23 protein-coding genes are annotated in these 22,501 nt (G+C 36.6%); 11 read left to right on the top strand and 12 right to left on the bottom strand.

Going from position 1 to position 22,501, the window contains the following annotated elements:
* Window positions 1-5 precede the first annotated feature (5 nt).
* From tilS to RHO11_08805, 10 genes are all read left to right on the top strand, one after another.
* Complete coding sequence (gene tilS, locus RHO11_08850; GenBank protein ID WVD60603.1) at window positions 6-1,325, top strand: tRNA lysidine(34) synthetase TilS; 1,320 nt, start codon at window positions 6-8, stop codon at window positions 1,323-1,325.
* 256 nt (window positions 1,326-1,581) lie between these two features.
* The gene (atpB, locus tag RHO11_08845) at window positions 1,582-2,364 is read left to right on the top strand and encodes a F0F1 ATP synthase subunit A (GenBank protein ID WVD60602.1); all 783 of its coding nucleotides are present in this window, start codon (window positions 1,582-1,584) and stop codon (window positions 2,362-2,364) included.
* 33 nt (window positions 2,365-2,397) lie between these two features.
* On the top strand, window positions 2,398-2,628 hold the full coding sequence (gene atpE / locus RHO11_08840; GenBank protein ID WVD60601.1) for a F0F1 ATP synthase subunit C: 231 nt from the start codon (window positions 2,398-2,400) through the stop codon (window positions 2,626-2,628).
* Between the two features lie 35 nt (window positions 2,629-2,663).
* Window positions 2,664-3,134: a F0F1 ATP synthase subunit B gene (atpF, locus tag RHO11_08835; protein WVD60600.1), complete on the top strand. Its 471-nt coding sequence runs from the start codon at window positions 2,664-2,666 to the stop codon at window positions 3,132-3,134.
* A gap of 13 nt (window positions 3,135-3,147) precedes the next feature.
* Window positions 3,148-3,681, top strand: coding sequence for a F0F1 ATP synthase subunit delta (gene atpH / locus RHO11_08830; GenBank protein WVD60599.1), 534 nt, complete (start codon window positions 3,148-3,150; stop codon window positions 3,679-3,681).
* An 8-nt stretch (window positions 3,682-3,689) separates the two neighbouring features.
* Window positions 3,690-5,234, top strand: coding sequence for a F0F1 ATP synthase subunit alpha (atpA, locus tag RHO11_08825; GenBank protein ID WVD62875.1), 1,545 nt, complete (start codon window positions 3,690-3,692; stop codon window positions 5,232-5,234).
* A gap of 26 nt (window positions 5,235-5,260) precedes the next feature.
* Window positions 5,261-6,130, top strand: coding sequence for a F0F1 ATP synthase subunit gamma (gene atpG, locus RHO11_08820; protein ID WVD60598.1), 870 nt, complete (start codon window positions 5,261-5,263; stop codon window positions 6,128-6,130).
* A gap of 71 nt (window positions 6,131-6,201) precedes the next feature.
* Window positions 6,202-7,584, top strand: coding sequence for a F0F1 ATP synthase subunit beta (atpD, locus tag RHO11_08815; GenBank protein ID WVD60597.1), 1,383 nt, complete (start codon window positions 6,202-6,204; stop codon window positions 7,582-7,584).
* 24 nt (window positions 7,585-7,608) lie between these two features.
* Window positions 7,609-8,031 carry a F0F1 ATP synthase subunit epsilon gene (locus RHO11_08810; GenBank protein ID WVD60596.1) on the top strand — a complete coding sequence of 141 codons (423 nt, stop codon included), beginning with the start codon at window positions 7,609-7,611 and terminating at the stop codon, window positions 8,029-8,031.
* Window positions 8,032-8,216: 185 nt separating this feature from the next.
* Complete coding sequence (locus RHO11_08805) at window positions 8,217-9,566, top strand: uracil-xanthine permease family protein (protein ID WVD60595.1); 1,350 nt, start codon at window positions 8,217-8,219, stop codon at window positions 9,564-9,566.
* 42 nt (window positions 9,567-9,608) lie between these two features.
* Here RHO11_08805 and nadK read toward each other — a convergent pair whose 3' ends face one another.
* Window positions 9,609-10,490, bottom strand: coding sequence for an NAD(+) kinase (gene nadK / locus RHO11_08800; protein ID WVD60594.1), 882 nt, complete (start codon window positions 10,488-10,490; stop codon window positions 9,609-9,611).
* A 142-nt stretch (window positions 10,491-10,632) separates the two neighbouring features.
* Between nadK and grpE the strand changes: the two genes are divergently transcribed.
* Entirely contained in the window at window positions 10,633-11,214 is a 582-nt protein-coding gene (grpE, locus tag RHO11_08795; GenBank protein WVD60593.1) for a nucleotide exchange factor GrpE, read from the top strand.
* Between the two features lie 54 nt (window positions 11,215-11,268).
* On the opposite strand, the gene pmrB is transcribed toward grpE, so the two are convergent.
* The 11 genes from pmrB to ispG form a co-directional block, all read right to left on the bottom strand.
* Window positions 11,269-12,357, bottom strand: coding sequence for a two-component system sensor histidine kinase PmrB (gene pmrB, locus RHO11_08790; protein WVD60592.1), 1,089 nt, complete (start codon window positions 12,355-12,357; stop codon window positions 11,269-11,271).
* A gap of 10 nt (window positions 12,358-12,367) precedes the next feature.
* Window positions 12,368-13,039 carry a response regulator gene (locus tag RHO11_08785; GenBank protein ID WVD60591.1) on the bottom strand — a complete coding sequence of 224 codons (672 nt, stop codon included), beginning with the start codon at window positions 13,037-13,039 and terminating at the stop codon, window positions 12,368-12,370.
* A gap of 12 nt (window positions 13,040-13,051) precedes the next feature.
* Window positions 13,052-14,707: a phosphoethanolamine transferase EptA gene (eptA, locus tag RHO11_08780; protein ID WVD60590.1), complete on the bottom strand. Its 1,656-nt coding sequence runs from the start codon at window positions 14,705-14,707 to the stop codon at window positions 13,052-13,054.
* Between the two features lie 15 nt (window positions 14,708-14,722).
* Window positions 14,723-15,337, bottom strand: a complete 615-nt coding sequence (locus RHO11_08775; protein WVD60589.1) for a phosphatase PAP2 family protein — start codon at window positions 15,335-15,337, stop codon at window positions 14,723-14,725.
* A 171-nt stretch (window positions 15,338-15,508) separates the two neighbouring features.
* Complete coding sequence (adk, locus tag RHO11_08770) at window positions 15,509-16,153, bottom strand: adenylate kinase (GenBank protein ID WVD60588.1); 645 nt, start codon at window positions 16,151-16,153, stop codon at window positions 15,509-15,511.
* A gap of 32 nt (window positions 16,154-16,185) precedes the next feature.
* The gene (locus RHO11_08765) at window positions 16,186-16,434 is read right to left on the bottom strand and encodes a zinc-ribbon domain-containing protein (protein WVD60587.1); all 249 of its coding nucleotides are present in this window, start codon (window positions 16,432-16,434) and stop codon (window positions 16,186-16,188) included.
* 1 nt (window position 16,435) lies between these two features.
* Window positions 16,436-17,911 carry a ribosome biogenesis GTPase Der gene (der, locus tag RHO11_08760; protein WVD60586.1) on the bottom strand — a complete coding sequence of 492 codons (1,476 nt, stop codon included), beginning with the start codon at window positions 17,909-17,911 and terminating at the stop codon, window positions 16,436-16,438.
* Window positions 17,912-17,944: 33 nt separating this feature from the next.
* Entirely contained in the window at window positions 17,945-19,129 is a 1,185-nt protein-coding gene (gene bamB / locus RHO11_08755) for an outer membrane protein assembly factor BamB (protein WVD60585.1), read from the bottom strand.
* Between the two features lie 57 nt (window positions 19,130-19,186).
* Window positions 19,187-19,885 (bottom strand): tetratricopeptide repeat protein, encoded by a 699-nt coding sequence (locus tag RHO11_08750; protein WVD60584.1) that lies wholly within the window; start codon window positions 19,883-19,885, stop codon window positions 19,187-19,189.
* Window position 19,886: 1 nt separating this feature from the next.
* Window positions 19,887-21,188: a histidine--tRNA ligase gene (hisS, locus tag RHO11_08745; protein ID WVD60583.1), complete on the bottom strand. Its 1,302-nt coding sequence runs from the start codon at window positions 21,186-21,188 to the stop codon at window positions 19,887-19,889.
* 24 nt (window positions 21,189-21,212) lie between these two features.
* On the bottom strand, window positions 21,213-22,322 hold the full coding sequence (gene ispG / locus RHO11_08740; GenBank protein ID WVD60582.1) for a flavodoxin-dependent (E)-4-hydroxy-3-methylbut-2-enyl-diphosphate synthase: 1,110 nt from the start codon (window positions 22,320-22,322) through the stop codon (window positions 21,213-21,215).
* Between the last annotated feature and the right edge of the window lie 179 nt (window positions 22,323-22,501).

The raw sequence follows: 22,501 nt of genomic DNA, 5'->3' as shown, positions 1-22,501 counted from the left end.
TAAAGATGGATAGACAACTGGCAATTCAATTAGCTGTACAAAATATTGTGCGCAATAAAATAGGTGCGCATCGTGATTTACTTGTTGCTTATAGTGGTGGGGCGGATTCTACCGTTTTATTACATGCATTAACTATAATAAAGCAACAATATCTGCCAGATTTACAGCTTAGAGCGATTTATATTCATCATGGCATCAGTCAAAATGCTGATAGTTGGGCTAACCACTGTCAGCAACAATGTTTAAATTGGCAAATTCCTTGTCTTATTGAAAAAGTTACCTTAGATCTTGAGCTGGGTAATATTGAGGAACAAGCTAGAAAAGCACGTTATTGCGCAATGAGTCAGTATCTTGCTACTGATACTATATTATGTACCGCTCAGCATTTAGATGATCAAAGTGAAACTTTTTTCTTAGCGTTAAAACGAGGGAGTGGTCCAACCGGGTTATCTGCTATGGCTGAAATATCAGACCTAAACGATATTCCACTCTTACGTCCACTATTAACTATTACTCGCGCTCAAATTGAGCAATATGCCAAAAGTTATGAGCTAGCTTGGATTGAAGATGAAAGTAATCAAGATGATCACTATGACCGAAATTTTCTGCGCCTTCATGTATTACCACTCTTAAATCAACGCTGGCCTCATTTTAATCAAATGGTAGCAAGAAGTGCTGAACTTTGTCAGGAACAGCAACAATTGGTTGAAGAGCTGCTTGTTGATGCGTTTCATCAAATGGTTGATGAACAGAAAAGTCTATCCATTCCCCCATTGTTGAGTGTATCTATCGCTAAGCGTAATGCTTTATTGCGGATGTGGTTCAAGCTTCATCAAATAATCATGCCTAGTCGCAAACAGCTTGATATTATTTGGCAAACTGTCGTATTAGCAAGGGAAGATAGTAATCCGCTATTTATGTTAGCTAATCGGCAAGTTAGACGTTATCAGCACCGTCTTTATTTATTGCCACAATACCAAGATTTACAGTCTATTATCATTGATTGGGATCTCAAAAATACCTTAATATTACCTGATAGCGTAGGACAATTGTCCATTATGAGTGCATCTGTAAATAATTGCCGGTTACCGCTGCCTCATGAATCGGTCTCTATTCGTTTTAATGTTCAAGGCATGTTGAGTATTGTTGGGCGACAGGGGTCGCGGTCGATCAAAAAAATATGGCAAGAAAAAAGTGTTCCGCCATGGATGCGTACTCGTACTCCACTTGTTTTTTATAATGAAATACTGATAACAGCGGTTGGTGTTTTTGTAACAGAGCAAGGACACGGTGATCAGATAAGTTTTTTGCTAACAGACCGTTAAATTTTTAACTTATCTAATCAATTTATTTACTTTATAATAATAACAATCTCTAGCGAACAATATTTATCCAAATCATCAAAGAATTTGATGATTTGTGTGCTAATTTAGGTTTTTATTAATCTGTTGTTGACTTGCTTAGGGTAAATGGGGTTAAAATATAAGGTCTAATTATTAGAACGATTGTTTATTCCTTTCATAAGTTATCTAGATTTGGGATAAGTAATTATTTTTTATTATATCAAGGGTAAGTGGTAATATGGCAATCTCCTCTCCAGAGACACCACAAAAGTACATTGAACACCATCTTCATAGTTTGCAGGTGGGTGAAGGATTTTGGACGTTTAATATCGATTCACTATTTTTCTCAATTGTACTAGGGTTAGTCTTTTTACTCATTTTTTATTGTGTTGCGCGTAAAGCTACTAGTGGCGTTCCTGGTAAGTTACAATGTGCTATTGAAATGGTTTTTGACTTTGTAGATAGCACAGTGAAAGGAATGTCTAGTGGTTCAAATAAGTTACTTGGACCTTTGGCATTGACTGTATTTATGTGGATCTTTTTGATGAATTTCATGGATTTAATTCCTGTTGATTTTCTTCCTTATGTAGCACAACAAATAGGGATCCCTTACTTAAGAGTTGTTCCGACAGCTGATGTTAATATTACTATGTCAATGTCTTTAGGGGTATTTTTGCTTATTATTATTTATACCTTCAAGTTTAAAGGAATAAAAGGCACGGTTAAAGAGTACACACTACATCCTTTTAATCACTGGGCATTTGCACCAATTAACTTTATTCTTGAAATGGTGAGTCTATTAGCAAAACCTATTTCTTTAGGTCTACGATTATTTGGAAATATGTATGCGGGTGAGTTAATTTTCATTCTGATCGCGGCGTTATTACCGTGGTGGTCACAATGGTTCTTATCATTACCTTGGGCTATTTTCCATATTTTAATTATTGTTTTACAAGCATTTATTTTTATGGTGTTGACGATTGTCTATTTATCAATGGCAGCGACAACTGAAGATCACTAATCGAAATTTTTTGTTAATTTAATTTGGAGTAATATGATGGAAATGTTATTTATCGCAGCAGGTATTATGATGGGATTAGCTGCAATTGGTGGGGCAATTGGTATCGGTATTTTAGGTGGTAAATTCTTAGAAGGCGCTGCGCGTCAACCAGAATTAATGCCTATGTTACGTACTCAATTCTTTATCGTAATGGGTCTTGTTGATGCGATTCCAATGATTTGTGTTGGTATCTCTTTATACGTTATTTTTGCGGTTGCAGGTTAATAATTGTTAGATAAAGAATTAAGAGGAATTGTCTCATGAATATGAATGCAACACTCCTCGGCCAAGCAATTACATTTGTATTGTTTGTTTGGTTCTGTATGAAGTTTGTATGGCCACCAGTTATGAGTGCGATCGAAAAACGCCAAAAAGAGATCGCAGATGGCTTAAATTCAGCAGAAGCAGCAAAAAAAGATTTGGAATTAGCCAAAGCAAATACATCTGAAATTATGCAACAAGCGAAGGTTGAGGCTAATGCAATAATTGAGCAAGCGAATAAACGTAAAGCAGCTATTCTTGATGAGGCACAACAAGAAGCAAATCGTGAAAGAGAGCGAATTGTTAATCAAGGTCTAGCAGAAGTTGAAGCTGAACGTAAGCGTGCTCGAGAAGAGTTAAGACAACAAGTTGCTACACTTGCAATTGCGGGTGCAGAAAAAATTATTGAACGTACTGTTAATGAGGCCGCAAATAGCGACATCATTGATAAACTCGTAGCTAAACTATAAGGAGTATTGAGCAATGGCTGACTTAATTACAATTGCTCGCCCTTATGCTAAAGCTGCTTTCGATTTTGCTGTAGAGCATAATAGTATTGAGTCTTGGCAAAAGATGTTGGTATTAACATCTGAAGTCAGTAAGGATGAGCAAATTAGAAGTATTTTGACATCCGATATGAAACCCGATGCTATTGCACAATTATTCATCAATATCTGTAAAGATGTGCTTGATGAATATAGTGCTAATTTTATTAAGATCATGGCTGAAAATAAGCGTCTCGCTTTATTGCCAGAAGTGTTTGTGCTTTTTCAACAGTACTGTTTAGAAAAAGCCTCTGCTGCAGATGTTGATGTTATTTCAGCAGTAGAGCTAACCGCCGAACAACTTAGTAAAATTTCTACAGCCGTCGAACAACGTTTATCTCGAAAAGTAAATCTGAAATGCCATATTGATAAGTCGATTATTTCTGGGTTTATTATTCGTACGGGTGATATGGTTATTGATAGTAGTATCAGAGGGCGGCTTAATCGTTTAAGCGACGCTCTACAGTCTTAAGGGGACTGATAATGCAGCTAAATTCAACTGAAATAAGTGAACTAATTAAAGAGCGAATTGCTCAGTTCAATGTTGTGAGTGAAGCTCACAGCGAAGGGACGATCATCTCGGTAAGCGATGGTATTCTTCGTATTCATGGATTAACTGAGGTTATGCAAGGTGAAATGATTGCATTACCTAACAACCGTTATGCAATGGCACTTAACTTAGAACGCGATTCTGTAGGTGCGGTAGTAATGGGTCCATTCGAAGATCTTGCCGAAGGGATGAAAGTTCAATGTACCGGTCGTATTTTACAAGTACCAGTTGGTGATGGCCTACTTGGACGTGTTATTAATACATTAGGTGAACCAATTGATGGTAAAGGTGCAGTTCAACATGATGGATTCTCTCCTGTTGAAGTCGTTGCACCAGGTGTTATTGATAGAAAATCTGTTGATCAGGCGATGCAAACCGGTTATAAAGCGGTTGACTCAATGATTCCAATTGGACGTGGTCAACGTGAGTTAATTATCGGTGACCGTCAAACAGGTAAAACAGCATTAGCTGTCGATGCAATCATTAACCAACGTCATTCAGGCGTAAAATGTATTTACGTAGCGATTGGTCAAAAACAATCAACAATTGCTAACGTTGTACGTAAGCTTGAAGAGCATGGTGCATTAAAAAATACTATCGTTGTTGTTGCATCAGCATCAGAATCAGCGGCATTACAATATTTAGCGCCTTATGCTGGTTGTGCAATGGGTGAATATTTCCGTGATCGCGGACAAGATGCACTTGTTGTTTATGATGATTTATCTAAACAAGCTGTCGCATATCGTCAAATTTCATTATTACTTCGTCGTCCACCTGGACGCGAAGCTTATCCTGGTGACGTATTCTATTTACACTCACGTTTACTTGAACGTGCAGCGCGTGTTAATGCTGAATATGTTGAAGAGTTCACTAAGGGTGAAGTTAAAGGTAAAACGGGTTCATTAACGGCATTGCCAATTATTGAAACTCAGGCTGGAGACGTATCAGCATTCGTACCAACTAACGTAATTTCAATTACTGATGGTCAGATTTTCTTAGAAACCAATTTATTTAACTCAGGTATTCGTCCTGCGGTTAACCCTGGTATCTCGGTATCTCGTGTTGGTGGTGCTGCGCAAACTAAAGTAATGAAAAAATTGTCAGGTGGTATTCGTACCGCACTTGCACAATATCGTGAATTAGCGGCGTTTTCTCAGTTTGCCTCTGACTTGGATGAAGCAACTCGAAATCAATTAAGCCATGGTGAGAAAGTAACTGAACTGTTAAAACAGAAACAGTATTCACCAATGACTGTTGCAGAACAAGCTCTGGTTTTATATGCCGTAGAGCGTGGTTATTTACAAGATGTTGTACTTGAGAAAGTGTTGCCTTTTGAGGCTGCGTTACTTTCTTATGCACATAGCCAATATGCTGATTTCATGAAAGAGCTTGCAGACACTGGTAATTACAATGACGATGTTGAGAAACAGCTAAAAGATATCTTAGATAGCTTTAAATCAACGCAAACATGGTAATTCGTGTAAGTGACAAGAGGTGATAAATGGCTAATGCAAAAGAGATAAGAACGAAAATCGCAAGTATTCAAAGTACACAAAAGATTACTAAAGCGATGGAGATGGTTGCTAATTCTAAAATGCGTAAAACGCAAGATAGAATGGCTGCAAGTCGTCCTTATGCAGAGTTGATTCGTAAAGTAATTGGACATTTAGCGTTAGCTCATTCAAGTGTTAAACATCCCTATTTAGAAACTAGGGATGTAAAACGTGTAGGCTACTTGATTATTTCAACTGATCGTGGTTTATGTGGTGGTTTAAATATTAATTTATTTAAAACCGTGCTAGCTGATATGAATGATTGGCAAGCTAAAGGTGTGGAGTCTGACGTTGCATTAATTGGTTCAAGAGGCGTATCGTTCTTTTCATCAGTAAAAGCGAATATTCTGACACAAGTAACAGGTATGGGTGATGAACCCTCTCTATCTAATTTGATTGGGCCGGTTAAAACGATGTTGGAAGCGTATGATAATGGTGAAATCGATCGTTTATATATTGTGACAAATAAATTTATCAATACGATGTCACAAAAACCAATAGTACAACAGTTAATTCCACTGCCGCCATCAGAAGATAACGAGTTACAAGATAAAGCTTGGGATTATATCTATGAACCTGATGCTGAAGCATTACTTGATGTAATGTTACGACGTTATATTGAGTCTCAGGTTTATCAAGCTGTTGTTGAAAACTTAGCAAGTGAGCAGGCAGCAAGAATGGTAGCAATGAAAGCAGCTACAGATAATGGTGCAAATCTAATTAATGATTTACAAATTGTCTATAACAAAGCTCGACAAGGTGCAATCACTAATGAGTTGATTGATATCGTGTCTGGAGCATCAGCTGTTTCGAGTTAACGTTAAGTCGCGTTGATAGATTAAAGACTATCAGCGGTTATATTAAGTTATAAAGACATAGAGGAATTAAGATGGCTACTGGAAAGATTGTCCAGATCATTGGCGCAGTTATTGATGTCGAATTTCCTGAAAATGCGGTACCAAATATTTATGACGCATTAGAGGTAGACACTGGCGCTGAGAAGCTTGTTCTGGAAGTGCAGCAACAATTAGGTGGTGGTGTCGTTTGTTGTATCGCAATGGGTTCTACTGATGGCGTTCGACGTGGATTAACAGTTGTTAATACTGGCCACGGTATTGAAGTACCAGTTGGAACTGAAACATTAGGCCGTATCATGAACGTGCTTGGTGAACCAATTGATAAAGTGGGTCCAATCAACGAGAAAGAGCGTTGGGGTATTCACCGTAGTGCACCTACTTATGAAGAATTAGCTAACTCTACAGAGCTTTTGGAAACAGGTATTAAAGTTATCGACTTAATCTGTCCATTTGCTAAAGGTGGTAAAGTTGGTTTATTTGGTGGTGCCGGTGTTGGTAAAACAGTTAACATGATGGAGTTAATCCGTAATATTGCGATTGAGCATTCAGGTTATTCTGTATTTACAGGTGTTGGTGAACGTACTCGTGAGGGTAATGACTTCTACCATGAAATGAAAGATTCTAACGTACTTGATAAAGTATCGTTGGTTTATGGACAGATGAATGAGCCACCAGGGAACCGTTTACGCGTTGCATTAACTGGTTTAACCATTGCAGAAAAATTCCGTGATGAAGGTAAAGATGTACTGTTATTTATCGATAATATTTATCGTTATACACTAGCAGGTACTGAAGTATCAGCATTGTTAGGTCGTATGCCATCAGCAGTAGGTTACCAACCGACACTTGCAGAAGAGATGGGATTATTACAAGAACGTATTACTTCAACGAAGAAAGGGTCTATCACCTCTATTCAAGCGGTATATGTTCCTGCCGATGACTTAACCGATCCATCACCAGCAACAACATTTGCTCACTTAGATGCAACTATCGTATTAAGTCGTCAAATTGCGTCATTAGGTATTTATCCAGCGGTAGATCCACTAGATTCAACCAGCCGTCAATTAGATCCATTAGTTGTTGGACAAGAGCATTATGACTGTGCTCGTGGAGTACAATCAATTTTACAACGTTATCAAGAACTAAAAGATATCATTGCAATTTTAGGGATGGATGAGTTATCAGAAGATGATAAATTAATTGTTGCTCGTGCACGTAAAATTCAACGTTTCTTATCACAACCATTCTTCGTTGCGGAAGTCTTTACTGGGTCACCAGGTAAATATGTATCGTTGAAAGATACCATTAGTGCGTTTAATGGCATCATGAAGGGTGATTACGATCATCTTCCTGAACAAGCGTTCTACATGGTTGGTTCAATAGACGAAGTAATTGAGAAAGCAAAATCTCTGTAAGAGATTAAGTGAACGGAGATCATTATGGCACTAACTTCCTATCAACTAGAAGTTGTTAGTGCTGAATCTCATCTGTTTTCAGGTGATGTTCAGCGAATTAGAGTGACCGGTAGTGAAGGTGAGCTCGGGATTTATCCTGGCCATACGCCATTGTTAACAACAATTAAGCCTGGAATGGTCGGAATTGTTAAATCGAATGGTGATGAAGAGTTTATCTATCTTTCTGGTGGGATTTTAGAGGTTCAGCCAACGACAGTAACGATTTTAGCTGATACAGCAATTCGTGGTGAAGATCTCGATGAAGCTAAAGCGCAAGACGCTGTGAGACAAGCTGAAGAACGTATTAGAAACCCATCTAACGATATGACATTTGCTCAAGCATCAGCTGAGCTTTCCAAAGCGTTAGCGAAATTACGTGTTATTGATTTAACGCGTCGAAATCGTTAATTGACGGTATACTAATTATTATCGCACTTATAAGAGTGCGATAATTTTTTTAGATATTCGATCCTCTCCCATTATTTATCTATAAAATTATTCGGTCTTTCATAACTCGTTGATAAATTAGTAGCTAATTCATCTGAAAGAATTTATAATCCATTGCCTGTTAAATCAGCGATTATTTTTATTTTATGTCAACTTCAACTAAGAGTGAACTAATCTACCGATTAGAGGATCGTCCCCCGTTACCACAAACCCTTTTTGCTGCTTTCCAACATTTATTAGCAATGTTTGTTGCTGTGATTACTCCAGCTCTAATTATTTGTCAAAGTTTAGTATTACCAGCAGAAGATACTCAGCATGTTATAAGTATGTCATTATTTGCCTCTGGTGTTGCATCATTAATTCAAATTCGCACTTGGGGACCTATTGGTTCAGGACTTTTATCCATTCAAGGTACTAGCTTTAATTTTGTTGCACCGGTAATTGCCGGCGGTTTAACGTTAAAAGCGGGTGGTGCCAGTATTGATGTTATGATGGCAACGCTGTTTGGTACTTTGATGTTAGGATCATTCACTGAGATGATTTTGTCTCGTGTTTTGCACCTTGCACAAAAAATCATTACACCTTTGGTTTCCGGTATTGTTGTGATGATTATCGGGTTATCGCTTATTCAAGTCGGTTTAACTTCGGTAGGTGGTGGATTTGCAGCGATGCAAAATGGGACTTTTGGTGCTCCAATTAATCTATTATTAGCTGGTGTGGTGCTGTCGGTTATTATTATTCTTAATATTCAGAAAAATGCCTATTTACGCTTATCTTCACTCGTGATTGCAATGGCTATCGGTTATGCTCTGGCATGGTGGTTGAATATGTTACCTGAATCAACAGAGCCATCGTCAAATGCGATTATGATTCCAACACCCTTATACTATGGTTTAAGTATCGACTGGGGATTATTGTTGCCATTTATTTTAGTCTTTTTGATTACATCATTGGAAACGATTGGGGATATCACTGCAACGTCAGATGTCTCTGAACAACCTGTAGCTGGTCCACTTTATATGAAGCGTTTAAAAGGTGGTGTTTTGGCAAATGGTTTTAACTCTTTTGTTTCAGCTGTATTTAATACTTTCCCTAACTCCTGTTTTGGTCAAAATAACGGTGTGATTCAGTTAACTGGAGTAGCTAGCCGTTACGTCGGTTACTTTGTGGCTAGTTTTTTGGTTTTATTGGGTTTATTCCCGCAAGTGAGTGGTTTTGTGCAACACATTCCTGAACCTGTTTTAGGTGGAGCAACATTAGTTATGTTTGGAACTATTGCCGCATCAGGAGTTCGTATTGTATCAAGAGTTCCACTTAATCGCCGAGCTATGATGATTATTGCGTTGTCATTAGGTATTGGTCTGGGCGTTTCACAACAGCCTCAAATTTTCCAATTTATGCCTGATTGGATTAAATCACTATTCTCATCAGGTATTGCTGCTGGTGGTTTGACTGCAATTGTTCTTAATTTTCTTTTCCCAGAAGATAAAGAATAGTAATTTTATCGTATTTATAAAAATGCGGCTTATGCCGCATTTTTAATATAATTTTTTAGACCATCCCAACTTAGTCGATAAATTACGAAAATAATTGTAACGTGCTGAATGAATTAGATTGAATTGGTAAGGGGCTCGGCGAATCAATATTTCATCTGTTGGCTTAGCAGTTAAAATAATTTGACTATCACAGGCCACTTGTAGCTCTTCTTGTGTCGATGGAAACTTAACCTTAATTAAATTATCACTTTTAATCACTAATGGTCTTGCCGATAAAGAGTGAGGAAACATAGGGGTCATAATAAAAGCATCAAGCTCAGGTGTAATGATTGGTCCACCCGCGGAGAGCGAATAAGCGGTAGAGCCGGTCGGAGTCGAAATAATTAATCCGTCAGCGCGCTGTGAAAACGCTTTTTTATCATTAATATACGCTTCATACTCTAACATATGTGCAACTTGGCTTGGATGCAAAACAATTTCATTAACAGCAAAGCTTGATACCGTACTTTCCCCTCGATTATTATATAGGGTGACTTCAAGCAAAAATCGGCTGTCATCGATATATTCTCCAGATAGTACATCCGATAAACTTTCGATAGCTTTATCTGGTGTAATATCGGTTAAAAATCCTAGATTACCCCGATTTATACCAATAATTTTAATATTATAATGAGATAAATAACGAGCTGCCCTTAACATGTTGCCATCACCGCCAATCACGATAGCAAGTTCGGCATTTTGCCCTATTTCATCTAAGGATGCGTATTCTGAAACAGGAAAAGATAAGTGCTCTTGGAGTTTTTTTTCAACTAAAATTCGATAGTTATTTTTTGTTAACCAATTATATAGCATTTCATGTGTTGCTAATGCTTCAGGTTGTCTTGGTACACCAATTAATCCGATACAATTAAATAGTGTGTTCATAAAATTATCCTTTTAAGTGATTGATTTTAAATTAATAAAATCATTTTTCTTATTCTTGTTGATGCGACAGCCTTGTAATATTAAATTTTAGCCCCATAATACCTAAAACAAGAAGTAATTTTTGATAATTTTGGAGTATGTTATGGCTGAACATAATGAAGATATTAACATAAAAGCTGATGCATCGGATCATAATACTGAGACAGAGAAACAAGAGAACGAGCAGCAGTTAGATCTTAATGCGATTATTAAAGAAAAAGATAATCGTATTAGTGAGTTAGAAAAAGAGTTACAAATCGCGAAAAAGAATGAAAGCGAAGCGATGGTTCGTGCTAGAGCGGAAATTGATAATGTACGTAAACGTGTAGAGCTGGATGTTGAAAAAGCGCATAAATTTGCTTTAGAAAAATTCTCTAATGAGCTTTTACCCGTTATTGACAATTTAGAGAGAGCATTGGAGTCAACAGATAAAACCAATCCTGAGCATAAAGCAACAGTTGAAGGTTTAGAATTAACACTAAAATCGTTTTTAGATACAGTTAAAAAATTTGGTGTTGAGGTTGTTTCAACTGAATCAGGTCAACTCAATCCTGAGCTTCATCAGGCTATTACGATGATTGAGTCACCAGATCATCAATCAGGGCAAATTGTTAATACCATTCAAAAAGGTTATACCCTTAATGGTCGTTTAATTCGTCCAGCTATGGTTATTGTCGCGAAGTAATGAATAATCAATAATCTCACATAATATATGTGAGATTATTGTGATCGTTGGTGCTTAACAGTTAAAAATACATTGAACAACAGTACCTTGTTGACCATCATCACGGTTTTTCAAAATAAGCTGTCCCTGATGTAATTTAATTATTCTATGCACAATACTTAACCCTAGACCAATACCTTTATGTCGTCGGTCCATCCTAAAAAAAGCTTCAGTGAGTTGTGATATTTTTTTCTCATCAATGCCAATGCCTTCATCTTTAACTTCAAGCATGACTTGTTTATCATTATAGTTATAACTACTGATTATTATTTGGCTATTTTCTGGGCTATAACGCGATGCATTTTCAACTAAATTACGGATAAGTAGACATATTAATATCTTATCACCTCGAAAAATAATAGGTTTTTCAGGGTTATGCCAAATTAATTGTTGCTCTTTCAGAGCCGTCATTTCAGTTAATTCGTTGGTCAGTAAACCGATAATATCACTTTGAAAATTAATCGATTGATCATCGCTCGTAATTAATCGTTGGCTGGCCCTAGCCAGCGTTAGTAACTGTTCTACGGTATTGACTAATCTATCAATTCGTTCGATGAGTTCTTGGCAAGGAATATGCTTTGTTCGTTCAAGTAACTCTAAATGTAGACGAATTCCAGCTAATGGAGTACGTAGTTCATGAGCAACATCTGCAGCGAATAAACGTTCTTGTTGCAGTGTTTCATTCAGACGATAAAATAAGCCATTAAGCGCAGATGAAATTGACTTTATTTCTCGCATTTCACTTAATGATTGAATCGGATTTAGATTTTCTGCTGCACGAGCCGATAAATCTTGTTGCAATAACTCTAATGGTTTTGTAATTCGCTTAATGGCTTTATAAGCAAGGAATAGTGTGACACACATAATTACAAATGTTGAAAGGAGTAAGGCAAAAATCGCCTCCATCTCTTCTTTATGCACCACACTATCTGTAATCTCTTTACTTAAGGTGAGATCAACTAATACATCGATTTGCTCTTTACTTTCATGCCATAACCAAAAGACCGTAATGATCTGACAGACTAGCATCAGTAAACCTAAGGTAATAAAGAGGTTCCAGCGGATGCTATATCGGATTTGATTCAGCTTTTGCACTATTTGCATACATTTTTTCTCAGTCGGTTAGCGATTCGAGGGTAAATTGATAACCGTAGCCACGAATGGTACGAATATATTGCTTACCAATTTTTTGGCGTAAACTATGGATATGAACTTCTAATACATTAGAACTTGGATCGGTACTCCAGCTATAGAGATCATTTTGCAAAATATCACGATGAACTTGCTGTTCTGCTTTACTCATTAAACACATTAAAATAGCAAACTCTTTAGCGGTTAATGGAATAACGGTTTGATTAAATTGTACTTGCTGTTGAGTTGTATCAAGTGAAAATGGCCCACAATTGATATGATTATCGCTACGGCCTTGATTACGACGGATCAGTGCTCTAACTCTTGCTAATAGCTCAGTTAATGCAAAAGGTTTGATTAAGTAATCATCGGCCCCTAGATCGAGTCCTTCGACTCGATCTTCGATCGTATCACGGGCAGTGAGAATTAATACAGGAATTGGGTTTTTCTGTTTACGCCACAAAGCCAGCAATTCTAAGCCATCGCAATCTGGTAGGCCTAAATCAAGGATCACTAAACTAAATTGCGACATGGTCATAAACTGATTAGCTTGTTTACCCGTTTCAGCAATCTCACAGGCAAAGCCCTCAGCAGTTAACGCACTATATAACCCTTTTTGTAATAAACTATCATCTTCAGTAATGAGTATTTTCATAAATGTTTTATATCAATTTGTTGTTTGACAATTATTCAAAATATTAAGCGATGCTTTATACTCGGTTGTTTCAATATTAAACATTCCTAATAAAGAATGGAATAAATTATCTTGGGAAAATTGTTCTGCTTTGGCTTCTTGAGCTAAACAGGTAGTATTAATATTATGCTGCGTTTGGTATTTATCTGATAACCATAGCAGTAATGGAACATGCTTCTGCTCTTTTGGTGCAACAGCATAAGGCATACCATGTAAGTAAATATTATTTTCCCCTAAAGATTCACCATGATCAGATAGATACATTAAAGATGTATTATAACGTTTATCATAACTCTTTAATAAATTAATTGCTTTATCGATGATTGCATCAGTATAGACAATGGTATTGTCATAAGTATTTATTAACTCTTCTTGTGAACAACGGTTAATTTCATTGGTATCACAAGTCGGTGTAAATTTACGGTATTGGTCAGGATAGCGCTGATAATAGGTCGGGCCATGGCTACCAATCATATGTAATACAATCAAGGTATCGGTTTGAATATTATCTAAATACTGAGGTAAATCAGCGAATAAAATATCATCATAACAGACATCATTATTACATAGTTTAGAGCTATTTTTATATTTTTGAGTGATATCGACTGTTGGTACTCGTTCGCATACACCTTTACAACCACTATCATTATCAACCCATAATATATTAACACCAGCTTTTTGTAATATATCTAAAGCATTCGATTGTTTATTAGCGAGCTTAGGATTGTAATCATCTCTGGTCATATTAGAAAACATACAAGGTAATGAATAAGCCGTTGCTGTACCGCAAGAAGTTGTATTGGGATAATAAATTACATCTTGTTTAGCAAGTAATGGATTAGTCTCTTTATCATAATCACCTAAAGAGAAATTATCTCCTCGTGAAGTCTCACCAACAATTAAGATCATGACATTTTTTTGTCCATTGTTATTGAGCAATGGTTTTTGATGAGCATCACCACCTAATTCAATGAATGGTAAATTTTTATATTTTAAATAATCATATTGATTATAGATTGCAGCAATATAGTTTGATGGTGTTAGATATTTAATGATGCCACTATTATTACGCATAAATGTCGCGTAGTTTTTATAAAAGAAAACTGCAACTAATAGAATAACGGCAATTGCTATGATAATGGCAATAACGCGACGTAATAAATAATAGACCCATTGCTTAATTGGCTTAATCTTAACGAAGATAATCAATAATGCCGGTAATATTCCAAATATCACTACATTAAAAATTAAATTAGGTGTAACTAAGGCTGTTGACTCAGCTCTAGTGGTATCTAAGGCATTTTGTAACATATCTCGGTCGATCATGATACTGTAGGTTGACATAAAATAATTGAGCCATGCGCCTACTATTACTAAAAAACACGCCAATATTTTGATTAATTTAGGGAAAATAAATAAATTAAGTAAGGCAAAAATAACACAAAAAACGACAACTGGCATCGAGCAAAGAAATAGCACATCATCAATACTTTGAATTGATAGTGCTGCTATTACATGTTGATAATAAGTTGAGTTTAATAATGTTGCTTGATAAATTGCAACTAACCCAGCGAGTAGTGAGACTGAAATAGTCCACTTATTTAGAAAATTTTTGATTTTTTTTAACATAGTTTTGTTATCTTATTAATTTGAATTTTTTGTTACATATTTGATAATTTTTAATTTACTTACGACTATTGGTCGTAAAGAGTAGAGTTTTAATAATAATCGTTCAATATGATGCCATTGCTTATTAACTAAGTAAGCACAACCAAAGCTTGTTAAAATACCGGCTAAAATATCTAATGGCCAATGTACTCCCAAATAAATTCGTGACCAACTGACTAGGATCCCGATAACTAGGCAACTAATAAACAGTTTTTGCTGATTAAGCTGATTCTTAAGCCCATAAAATAGAGCAAAAGTGATGGCAAAAATGAATGTAGCATGTTTACTTGGAAATGAATTGCTACTTGAATGTGGTAAAAAGTTAGTGCCAATTGCGAGTTCAAAAGGTCTTGGTGAACTGATAAATGAACGTAAAATGGCTGCAACAGCCAAAGAAATAAACACTGTGACGATAATTTTTAAAATTAATCCTCTTGTCTGTGGTCTTTTGAACCAGCAAAAAATCATAACAATAAGAGGTGTATAAATTAAATACTCAGCACAAAAAGTAGCAATTGTTATCATCAATTTTGATGTATTTGGTGCTGCATTGATAAGCATGAAAAGTTGGGTATTGAGAACCTTAAGCATAATTTTACCTTTTACATTACTAAATAAGCTAATGCATAAAAGTATAAGTTTTGAAGCTTAAGAAAACCTTAAGGTCGCTATTTGATCTTAAGGTCAAGTCAATTTTAGATAATAAAAAAGAGCTTCATCAATGACGAAACTCTTTTTAGACTATCCATTATTGTGATAGCGTTAGTTTAAAATTGATAATAACTCTTTTGTTACAGCTGGAACTGGTTGAGTTCCATCAATTTTAAAGTATTTAGTATTACCTAATTTAGCTTCATGCTGATAATAATTAATTAATGGTTTTGTAAGCTGATGATATTCAACTAAACGTTTAGTGACAATCTCAGCAGAGTCATCTTTACGAATGGTAAGTTCTTCACCAGTAATATCATCAATGCCTTCATTTTTTGGCGGATTATAGCGAAGGTGGTAAACTCGGCCTGAAGCAGCGTGTACACGTCGTCCACTCATACGGTCAACGATTACTTCATCTGGTACATCAAATTCTAAAACATAATCAACTTTAATACCTGCTGTTTTCATTGCATCAGCTTGTGGCACAGTGCGAGGGAAACCATCTAAAAGAAAACCATTTTTGCAATCTTCTTGTGCAATGCGTTCTTGTACTAAGGCTATGACTAATTCATCAGTAACCAGTTTTCCTGCATCCATTAGCTCTTTAGCTTGTAAACCAAGCGTCGTCCCAGCTTTAACTGCTGCACGTAACATATCACCAGTAGATATTTGTGGAATGCCATATTGCTGCATAATAAATTGTGCTTGCGTGCCTTTGCCTGCGCCAGGTGCTCCTAATAAAATAATTCGCATTAAAGATAACCTCTTTTATTTGTTTAAACCTATTATTCCGCCTGATAGCGAAATATAACTTTGCTTGCTGATATTAAGCCGTCAGTTCTACATAAATAATTAATTGCACCACATCCCTTTATTTGTTCGAGCATTTGCTGACAAATTGGACAAGTATAATTTTCGTAATAGTGTTGCCGACATGTTTGGCAATAATAGTGCCGAGGGGATTGTTTTTCCATTGCTTTATGGCAATTAGGACAATATCCCTCAGTATTGATAGCCGATTCGACCTTGGTCATATTAGTGACGACCTCTACCTTTAATATGTTTTAATAAGCGACGACGTTTACGTTGCTGAGAAGTTGTTAATGTATTCTTTTTACCTTCATAAGGGTTATTACCTTCCTTAAATTGAATACGGATTGGTGAACCCATGATTTTTAATGAACGTCTAAAATAGTTCATCAGATAACGTTTATAAGAATCCGGTAGATCAGCGACTTGATTACCATGAATTACCACTATAGGTGGATTATAACCACCAGCATGGGCATATTTTAATTTTACTCGGCGACCTTGTACTAATGGTGGTTGATGATCATCTTGCGCCATTTGCATAATTTTAGTTAGCATTGCAGTATTGACTCGACGAGTCGCACAATCATAGGCTTCTTGGATTGAATCAAATAAGTTACCTACACCACTACCATGTAATGCTGAAATAAAATGTAAACGTGCAAAGTCAATAAAATCTAGTCGATCATCAAGGGTCGTTTTAATCTGTTCTTTAACATCCTGTGATAAACCATCCCACTTATTAACTGCGATAACAAGTGAGCGGCCACTATTAAGAATAAAGCCTAAAAGTGATAAATCTTGATCTGCAATACCTTCTCTAGCATCAATAACCAATATGACAACATTAGCGTCTTCAATTGCTTGTAAGGTTTTAATTACTGAAAACTTTTCTACAGTTTCAGTTATCCGACCGCGTTTTCTCACTCCAGCCGTATCAATTAGAACATATTCGCGTTCATCTCGAGTCATCGGAATATAGATACTATCACGGGTTGTTCCTGGCATATCATAGACAACGACACGATCTTCACCCAGAATTCTATTTGTTAGTGTTGACTTACCAACATTTGGTCTACCAACAATAGCAACTTTGATTGGCTGATTGATGATTTCTTCAATATCATTTAAAACGGAATCGTCGTAAGATTCAGGTAGATTATGTCGCTCATCGTTTTCATCATTAAAGATGACAGGATCTTCAAATTCAAAAATAGGATCAAAAACCGTTTCAATTAACGATGCTACCCCTCGACCATGACTCGCGGCTATTGGATAAACATCGCCTAAACCAAGCTCATAAAATTCGTGCATTACAACGTTAGTATCAAGGCCATCCGTTTTATTTACGGTTAAAAATGTTGGTTTTTCTCGGCTACGTAGATGTTTAGCTATGGCATGGTCAGCTGGCATGACTCCAGCTCTTGCATCAACCATAAATAAGACGATATCTGCTTCTTCAATAGCCAGCAAAGATTGCTCTGCCATAAAGCTTTCGATACCCTCTTCACTACCATCAATACCGCCGGTATCAATGACAATGTATTCGTGGCCTTTTATTTCGGCTCTACCATATTTACGATCACGAGTTAAGCCCGGAAAATCAGCAACTAAAGCATCCCGTGTTTTAGTTAATCGGTTAAATAGTGTTGATTTCCCAACATTGGGGCGACCAACTAATGCAATGACTGGTGGTACCATGTATCAATTCTCTTCTTTAAGATACGTTAAAAATTATTTTTGCCCATACGCATAGACATTGCCATTTTTAGCCTGAATAATAATTTTATTATCAGCAACGGTGAGATCGGCAGCTAAGCCACTACTACTCACTTGGGTTTTCGATATCACTTCACCTGAGTTGATATCAATTAGGTATAGATATCCCTCAAAGTCTCCGACAACAAGATAATTTTGATAGATTATTGGATCGGTTAATTGTCGGTGTAATAAATCAGATTGTTTCCATATAACAGCACCGCCATTTTTAGCGAGTGCATAAATGTTATCATCTTGGTCTACAACAAAAATATGGTTCTGTTCAATGACAAAGCTATGGGTTGAGCTAAGTGATTTCTTCCAAACAGTTTGTCCATTACTGAGATCTAAAGCAGCAATATTACCGTTATAACCGATTGCATATACTAGACCTTGATCAATGATTGGCGTTGTATCAACATCGTTAAGTTTAGCTATTTCAGTTGACCCACTTGGTTGAGAAATACGTTGTTGCCAAATTAACTGACCATCTTTAGCAAAATAAGCATTCACATGGCCGCTATCATCACCAAGTATGATTGCACCATAAGCTAAGGCTGGTGTTGATTGTCCGCGTAATGTTAAACTAGGCACTTCAAGATTTGTTTGCCAAACTTCATTACCATTTTCTTGTGACAAAGCTTGTAAATAGCCACTTGTTGTACGAACAATCACCATATCATCGGTGGATATCGGTTTGGCAACGATCTCACCTTTAGTATCTTGCTGCCAAACAACAGAACCATTATTTTTATCTAATGTATAAAGTTTAGCACGTTCACTGCCTAAGTAGACATACTTATCATCGGCACTAACACCGCCAGATAGGAGTGCTGATTGGCTACGAAACAGTGAGCTATTAGATAAATCGATGTTCCATTTTGTATTGCCCGTCGATAGATCAATCGCTTTTACTTGTCCAGTTCTTCCTGCTGCGTAAACAACATTATCATTTACCACAGGAGAGAGTTGGGAGTATATTTTAGCGTTACCGGATAAACTATTACTCCAGATTTGGCTAAATGGAAATGCAGTTTGGGTTACGGGGGAAGGGGAGACTTCAATCGTATCCACCTCACCACCAAATAGTGAACATCCTGTTGCCATTGTCGTCAATGAAACAACTAATGTACTTGTTAAAAAATATTTACGTAGATTCATATTACATTTCCCTACAAATAAGCTTGAGTTGAGCTATTTAACTATTACGGCTGAAAACTATTGCTGTGTTGTTGTTGCCGCTTTTTCCGCTAGCTCTTTCGTTTCTTTCTCTTTTGCTAACAGTTGTGCTGCTTTTAAATACTCAGCTTGGTTTAACTTAATTTTGATATTCTTTTCTAAATCTGCGGTAGGATTTGATGCTAGCGCAACCTCATAAGCAGAACACGCTTGTGAATATTGTTCCATTTTAACTAAGACATCGCCGCGAATATCATTTACGGTGGAAGCCCAATTATTATTGGTGACTTTCGCTAATGACTGTAAACTAGCATCATATTCACCAAGTTGATATTCTAGTCTAGCGATACGAATATTTATAGTTGCTAAGACCGGTTCAGAGTCAGTTTTTTTACTTGCATCAATTAATAACGTTTTAGCACCAGCGTAATCTTTTAGATTATCTACATAGAATTTTGCAGCTTGTAAACTTGCAAATACGCTATAGATAGAATCATTCTGTTTAGCAAATGAGACTAATTCATTAACCGATGTTGGTTCATTAATATTAAGTTTAGAAATTAATAACTCATATCTGTCTGATGCTTCTGTTAAGCTTTCAGCTTTATATGTCTGCCAGTAGCGCCAGCCCCAAACAGCTAGCAAACCAATAACAATAACCGCAACAATTATCTTCCAAGTTTTAGCTAGAAACTCTTTAATTTCTAGTACTTGTGCTTCACTATCAGAATGACTCACGTTATTCTCCCTTATCCAGTATTTCTAAACATTTTTGAGCAACTAAATCCTGCATTATTGCGTATTGGTTGCCTGTTTGTAACTCTTTTATCATGGCTTTATTTTCTAAAGCTTCATTTCCACCAACGATGACAGCAATTTTGGCGCCATATTTATCTGCTTTGCTAAACTGTTTTTTGAAATTAGTGCTGCCGTAATTGGTCATAATGCGTTTGTGCGGCATTATATCACGAATTTGTTCAGCAAGTCGCTGAGCTATCGCAGTGGTATGCTTGCCATTAATTAATTCGCCAGATGATATCATATAAACATCAATACTATTATCACTTTTCAATTCACTATTTACGGTTTGGATAAGTAAGACTAAGCGTTCAACGCCAATTGCAAATCCAACGCCAGGTGTTGCTTGTCCCCCTAATTGGCTCACAAGTCCATCATAACGTCCACCACCACAAACCGTTCCTTGGGCACCTAAACTCGTTGTTACCCATTCAAATACAGTGCGATTATAATAATCTAAACCTCGTACAAGGCGTTGATTAACACGATATTTGATACCAGCACTATCTAATAGTTGGCATAATCCCGCGAAGTGGGTTTTCGACTCTTCATCTAAATAATCAAATAATTTAGGAGCATTATTCAAAATTGTCTGTATCTCAGCATTTTTTGAGTCCAAAACACGCAATGGATTTGTATACATACGACGTTTGCAGTCTTCATCAAGATGATCTTTATGCTGCTCTAAATAGCTAACTAAGGCTTTTTTATAGTCGGCTCTAGCTGCTAACGAACCAATACTATTAAGTTCTAATGTAGTATGTTCGGTAATACCTAAGGCATTCCAAAGTCTTGCGGTGAGTAAAATCAGCTCAGCATCGATATCTGGTCCTTCAAGTCCAAAAACTTCTATACCAAATTGGTGAAATTGACGATATCGACCTTTTTGTGGTTTTTCGTAACGAAATGCCGGACCAAAGTACCATAAACGTTGTTCTTGATTATATAATAAACCGTGCTCAATACCGGCGCGAACACATCCTGCAGTAAGTTCTGGCCGTAAAGTGATGCTTTCATCATTACGATCATTAAATGTATACATCTCTTTTTCAACAATATCCGTAACTTCACCTACTGCACGTTTAAATAATGCAGTATCTTCAACAATGGGTGTACGAATTTCATTATAACCATAGCTATTTAATACACCTTTAACTGTTTTTTCTACATATTGCCAAAGTGCGCTTTCTGTTGGGAGTAAGTCATTCATTCCCCGGATTGATTGTATTTTTTTCTCAGTCATTTTCATTTCACTAATTGGGTTTAATTATTCGGTTTTAATATCAATTTTATTTAATAATAGTTGTGCTTTAGCTCGAATTTTCGCTTCAAGCTCTTCTATCATTGTTGTGTTATCGATGCGACCAATTCTTACACCATCCTCATAAAAACCGCTCTTATTATTGCCGCCAGCAACGCCCATTGTTGAAGCAAGTGCCTCTCCTGGACCATTTACAACACAGCCAATAATCGAAACATCCATTGGTGTAATAATATCTTCTAACCGTCTTTCTAGCTCATTAACCGTACCAATAACATCGAACTCTTGTCTTGAACAAGTTGGACAAGCAATAAAATTAATGCCTCGAGAGCGGATGCGTAATGATTTTAAAATATCAAAGCCTACTTTTACTTCTTCGGTTGGATCGGCAGCGAGAGATACTCGCAAGGTATCGCCAATACCCTCCGCTAATAACATACCTAAGCCGATAGCGGATTTAACAGAACCGCTTCTTGCTCCACCTGCTTCTGTAATTCCTAAATGAAGCGGCTGTTTAATTTGTTTAGCGAGTAGACGATAGGCTTCGACAGCAGTAAATACATCAGAGGCTTTTACGCTCACTTTAAATTGGTCAAAATTGAACCTATCCAATATTTCAACATGGCGCATAGCTGACTCGACGATCGCTTGCGGGGTTGGTTCACCATATTTTTCTTGAATATCTTTTTCTAATGAACCCGAGTTTACACCAATTCGTATGGGAATATTTTTGTCTCTAGCACATTCGACGACGCTACGAATACGGCTCTCATTACCAATATTACCGGGATTGATACGTAAACAATCAACACCATACTCTGCAACTTTAAGCGCAATACGATAATCGAAATGAATATCGGCAATTAAAGGTACTTTAACTTGTTGTTTAATAAGTTTAAATGCTTCTGCTGCATCCATTGTCGGTACTGATACTCGAACAATATCCACACCAACTCGTTCAAGAGATCTAATTTGCGCAACGGTTTTTTCTACATCCGTTGTGCGTGTATTAGTCATTGATTGAACTGCAATAGGAGCCCCGTCGCCAATAGGCACATTGCCCACATAAATTCGAGTCGATTCTCGGCGCTTAATGGGTGAATCCGCATAACTCATAGGTAGCCTAACTAAAATAAAATAATTTGCGGCTAATCTTAGCAAGATTTATTAAAAATGTCTGTATGTAATGAGAAAAATTAGCATTTATAGTCATTTGAACTATAAGGAGTTTGATTAGTAATTCTACTTTTTTACGCTATAATGATATGTTATAGCAATATTTTAACGAAATAGAG

This window comes from Orbaceae bacterium BiB (assembly GCA_036251205.1).
GTDB classification, from domain to species: Bacteria; Pseudomonadota; Gammaproteobacteria; order Enterobacterales; family Orbaceae; genus Orbus; species Orbus mooreae.
This window is presented reverse-complemented; position numbering and strand designations above follow the sequence as displayed.